This is a genomic window from Candidatus Zixiibacteriota bacterium (assembly GCA_022865345.1).
GTDB lineage: Bacteria > Zixibacteria > MSB-5A5 > MSB-5A5 > RBG-16-43-9 > RBG-16-43-9.
Genome location: JALHSU010000213.1, coordinates 1 through 5,108, shown reverse-complemented (window position 1 = coordinate 5,108; position 5,108 = coordinate 1). Strand labels below are relative to the sequence as shown.

3 protein-coding genes are annotated in these 5,108 nt (G+C 43.1%); all 3 read left to right on the top strand.

Going from position 1 to position 5,108, the window contains the following annotated elements:
- Positions 1–99: 99 nt before the first annotated feature.
- The 3 genes from MUP17_10540 to MUP17_10530 all read left to right on the top strand — a co-directional run bounded on the left by MUP17_10540 (position 100) and on the right by MUP17_10530 (position 4,937).
- Positions 100–1,920: a protein kinase gene (locus MUP17_10540; GenBank protein MCJ7459417.1), complete on the top strand. Its 1,821-nt coding sequence runs from the start codon at positions 100–102 to the stop codon at positions 1,918–1,920.
- Positions 1,921–2,013: 93 nt separating this feature from the next.
- A complete protein-coding gene (locus tag MUP17_10535; GenBank protein ID MCJ7459416.1) occupies positions 2,014–2,328 on the top strand; it encodes a hypothetical protein in 315 nt (104 codons plus the stop codon).
- A 2-nt stretch (positions 2,329–2,330) separates the two neighbouring features.
- Positions 2,331–4,937, top strand: coding sequence for a protein kinase (locus MUP17_10530; protein ID MCJ7459415.1), 2,607 nt, complete (start codon positions 2,331–2,333; stop codon positions 4,935–4,937).
- Positions 4,938–5,108: the final 171 nt, after the last annotated feature.

Sequence of the window (5,108 nt, the reverse complement as noted above, 5' to 3'; positions counted from 1 at the left end):
CCCTAAATCCCTCTCTTAAGAAGAGAGGGACTTGTATTCCCCTTCTCTTTTTAAGAGAAGGGGAAAGGGGATGAGTTCGAGAACTGAGCGTAATACGTTATGATTGGTAAATTAATTTCACATTATAAGATACTCGAAAAATTGGGCGAGGGTGGGATGGGTGTGGTCTACAAAGCCCAGGATACCAAGCTGGATAGAATCGTGGCTTTGAAGTTTCTGCCAAAACATCTATTATGTGATGCAGAAGCCAAAACCAGATTTGAACATGAAGCCAAGGCTGCATCAGCCTTAAATCACACCAATATCACTATGATTCATGAGATAGATGAAATCGAAGGGGAATGCTTCATCTCGATGGCTTATGTCGAGGGTAAATCAATTAAAGAGCTTTTGAAAGTGAAAGCTTTTTCCCTAAATGAAGTTTTAGATATAGGTATTCAGATTTGTGAAGGCTTGGCAACGGCACATGAGAAGGGAATAGTTCATAGAGATATAAAATCAGACAATATAATGCTTACTCCAAGAGGACAGGTTAAGATAATGGATTTTGGTTTGGCGAAACTCAGAGGGGTATCCAAAGTGACTAAAACCGGTTCGACCTTAGGGACAGTTGCCTATATGTCTCCGGAACAAGCACGGGGAAAAGAAGTAGATGCCAGAACCGATATCTGGTCTTTGGGAGTGGTGATGTACGAGATGATAACGGGGCAGCTACCCTTTAAAGGAGAATATGAGCAGGCAGTGATTTATACCATTTTAAATGAAGAGCCGCAATCGGTGCTCTCTCTGCGTGCGGATACACCTCTGCTGATTGAGAGAATTATTAAGAGGGCGCTGGAGAAGGACAGAACCAAGCGTTACCAGAGTATCGCGGAGATAACTCCTGAGTTGAAGAGGGCGAAAGCACCTGGCATCCAGTTACCGAGGCAGGAGAAGTCGATCGTTGTATTACCATTTGAGAACTTGAGTCCCGATCCGGACCAGGAATACTTCAGCGATGGATTGACCGAGGAAGTGATCTCTGATTTGTCCAAAGTTCGTGCGCTTCGTGTGATTTCCCGCAGTTCTGCAATGACGTTCAAAGGGACGAAGAAGAAAGTACCCGAAATTGCCAGAGAGCTTGATGTGCAGTACGTGCTGGAGGGGAGTGTCAGAAAAGCAGGCAATAGCCTACGCATTGCAGCACAGTTGATTGATGCACAGAATGATGCTCATCTTTGGGCAGAGAAATACGCAGGTACACTGGACGATGTGTTCGACATTCAGGAAAGAGTCTCCCGTTCCATCGCGGATGCCTTGAAACTAAGGCTCACGTCCGAAGAGAAACAAAGAATGGCCGAGAGACCTATCGATAATGTTGCGGCTTATGAATTCTATTTCAAAGCCAACCAGGAGATCTGGCGGTTTACGGAAGATGCTCTTGATCGTGCCGTCCGATATCTTCAGCACGCCCTTGATATTGTCGGCGATAATGCCCTTCTCTATTCGGGTATGGCATTGACTTATTTCCAATATGTCAATATGGGTGCCAAACAAGAGGAATATATAGCGAAAGCTGAAGAATGCCTGGAGAAGACTTTTGTACTAGATCCTGATTCCCCCAAAGCCCATGCTGTCCTTGGATGGATCAATATGTCCTTTCGGGGAAATCTCCAAGATTGTATTCATCATTTCAAGAAAGCATTAGTTATTAATCCGGATGAAACTCTGGCCTTGCAAGGGCTTACGCTCACCCTTTCTATCGTAGGGAGGAAATCTGAGGCTATGCCATTGTATGAGAGACTCATGCAAATTGACCCGCTGGATTTCATCACCAACTGGTTACAAGGAGCATTGCATTTTTATGACGGGCAATACGACTTAGCTCTTGAACCGATCTGTAGATTTTATCACACAAATACCGAGAATCCAGCCGCGTAATTTTACTATGCCTGGGCCCTGGCCTACCATAATAAGCTGGATGAAGCTTTTTCCATAATTGATCGGAGCGCAAAGGCAACACCAGACAACCTAATGACCAAACAGGGCCTTCTGCTAAAATATGCTTTACTGAAGGATAAAGAAAAAGTGTTTCAGGAAATGACTCCAGATTTCCAGAAAACGTGCAGGAGGGATTTTGAATGGTCACATACAGTCGCGGTCATGCTGGCCTTACTCGATGCAAAGAAGGAAGCAATGGATTGGTTGGAAAACTCGGTTAATCTTGGCTTTATCAATTATCCACTTCTTGCTGAACGAGATCCCTTTCTTGAAAATATTCGCGAAGAGGAGCGCTTCAAGAAGCTAATGGAGCGGGTGAAATATGAATGGGAACATTTTGAGGTTTGAAGATGATAGGCAAAACAATTTCACATTATAAAATTCTCGAAAAATTGGGTGAAGGGGGGATGGGTGTGGTGTATAAAGCCCAGGACATAAAACTTCAACGTCTGGTTGCCCTGAAGTTTTTGCCTCCACATGTGGCAGAAAATCCCGAGGAAAAAGCCCGCTTCATACAGGAGGCACAGTCTGCTTCTGCTCTAAATCATCCTAATGTTACTACAATTCATGGAATAGAAGAAAGTCCAGAGGGATTATTCATAGCTATGGAGTACATCGAGGGGAAGACTTTGAAACGGATAGTAGAGGAAGAGACACTCTCCATAAAGAAGGTTTTAGATATCGGGATTCAAACTTGTGAAGGTTTAGCCTTAGCACATGAGAAAGGTATAGTGCATCGGGATATCAAATCGGACAATATAATGGTTACATTCAGAGGTCAAGTCAAGATAATGGACTTTGGTCTGGCAAAGCTGAAGGGAGCAACCAAGCTGACTCAGACTGGCTCGACCTTAGGCACCCTTGCTTATATGTCACCAGAGCAGGCTCAGGGTGAGGAAGTTGATCAGAGGAGTGATATTTTTTCCTTTGGAGTCATCTTATATGAGCTTTTGACTGGGAAGTTGCCTTTCGCTGGTGAGCACCAAGCCGCTGTTATTTACTCTATAATCAATGAATATCCACAGCCGGTAGTTCGATACAACAATCAGGTTTCAGCCAAGTTAGAAGATATGGTTTTCAAAGCTTTGGCAAAAGACAAAGAGGAGAGGTATCAGCACGCTGATGAATTATTAGCAGATTTGAGAAGAGAGAGGAAGAGCTTGGAGTATGTTAAAACTGCCGTGACGACTCAGCCAGCCGAGCCTCCGAAGGTAGTTAAAAGGAAGACTATTCGATTGTTGATTGGAGTATTGGGAATTTTAATTCTGATAATAGTTTACTTTGCGTTTTTGAAACAAAAAGAGCCAACTACTGTTTCTGGCAAACCTAGTATAGCAGTTTTGTATTTACAAAATCTCTCTGAAAACAAAGGGGATGAATATTTTGCCGCTGGTATGACTGAAGATATTATCACCCAGCTATCCAAGATTGGCGGTTTGCGAGTACTTTCCAGAAGCGATGTTGAGGAGTTCAAAGGTAAGACGGTCAAGCCTAGAGAGGTAGCGGACAAGTTAAAGGTTAACTATGTGATGGAAGGTTCTGTCCGCAAATATGGAGATAAAATCAGAATTGCCTGTCAGTTGATTAAAGCCAGTGATGGATTCCACGTCTGGGCAGAAAGCTACGACAGGCAAATGGAGGATTTGTTTGCTATTCAGGCAGACGTGGCCAAGTCGGTAGCTCAGGCATTGAAGGTTGCCCTTGCTCCGCCAGAATTAGCAATGATTGAAAAGAAACCAACCCTGAATGTTCAGGCTTACAACTATTACCTGCAGGGACGGCAATATTATTTCAGAGGAGCTGATAGTAAAGAGAACCTTGAACTGGCAACCAGGATGTTCGAGAAAGCTCTGGAAGTTGATTCCAGTTTTGCTTTAGCTTATGCGGGGTTATCAGACTGTTATTCCAGTTATGTGATGTTTCGGGTCGACCCAAAGAAATCCTGGCTGGAAAAAGCTGAAAAAGCTGGACTAAAAGCCTTGGCTCTTGACCAAGATTTGGCTGAAGCTCGTCGCTCTCTCTCCAGGCTATACTGGACAGAGGGGAAAACCGAAAAAGCCATACAAGAGGCAGAAGAAGCAGTCAAAGCCAATCCTAATTATGGTGAAGCTTGGAGGCTTTTGGGAGAGTGGTATACTCAAACTGGTCAATATCCAAAAGCTGAGAGTGCTTTTATGAGAGCGTTAGAGGTGAAACCCACTGAATCCAGCTTATTTCAGGCTATTATAGAATTATACTCAGCCTGGGAAAAAAAAGAAAAGGTAGGGGAATATTTTAACAAAGGATTAGAGATTCAGCCAACCAGTATGTTTGCATACTCTGCTATGATTGGTTGGTACATACGTTGGGGTGAGTTGGAGGAAGCAAAAAGAATGGTCTATAAAGCGCTGAATATATATCCGCGCGAGGACTGGGCACTGTTCAACTTGATGCAAATTTATCTGTTATCAGGAGAGACGGACAGCTCTTCTTTTTATCTAAGTAAAGCACGTCGTGAAAAACCAGATTGGGATTACTTTGTGGAAACGGCTTACCTGGCACTTATGAGAGGGAACAAAAAACAGGCGGAGATATATTTAGATTCCTGCATTCAGTTCAATCAACCTTTAGTCAAAGAATTTGAGGGTCTTCCCGAGGAATATCAAAGTCGTCTAAGAATAGGCTTAGCTTATGCACTAAAAGGAGAATCCAGAAAAGCCCTGGAGCAAGCAGAGAGAGTGAGGAGTGGTCTGGGAGAATCCCTATTCAGTATGGAGTGGGCATATGATCGGGGTATTGTTCGACCCCTAAGTTTCGTTTATTCGCTCACCGGACAAAAACAAGAGGCCGTGCGTATGCTGGATTTCTTGGTGAAGAACAATATCATAACTCCTGCTTACATAAAATTGCACCCATGGTATAAAAATTTAGCTGGTTATCCAGCATTTGAGGAATTGATGGCCCAAAAAACAAAATAAAAAATGATTGGGAAAATAATATTACATTAGGAACTCACCCTAAATCCCTCTCTTAAGAAGAGAGGGACTTGTATTCCCCTTCTCTTTTTAAGAGAAGGGGAAAGGGGATGAGTTCGAGAACTGAGCGTAATACGTTATGATTGGTAAATTAATTTCACATTATAAGATACT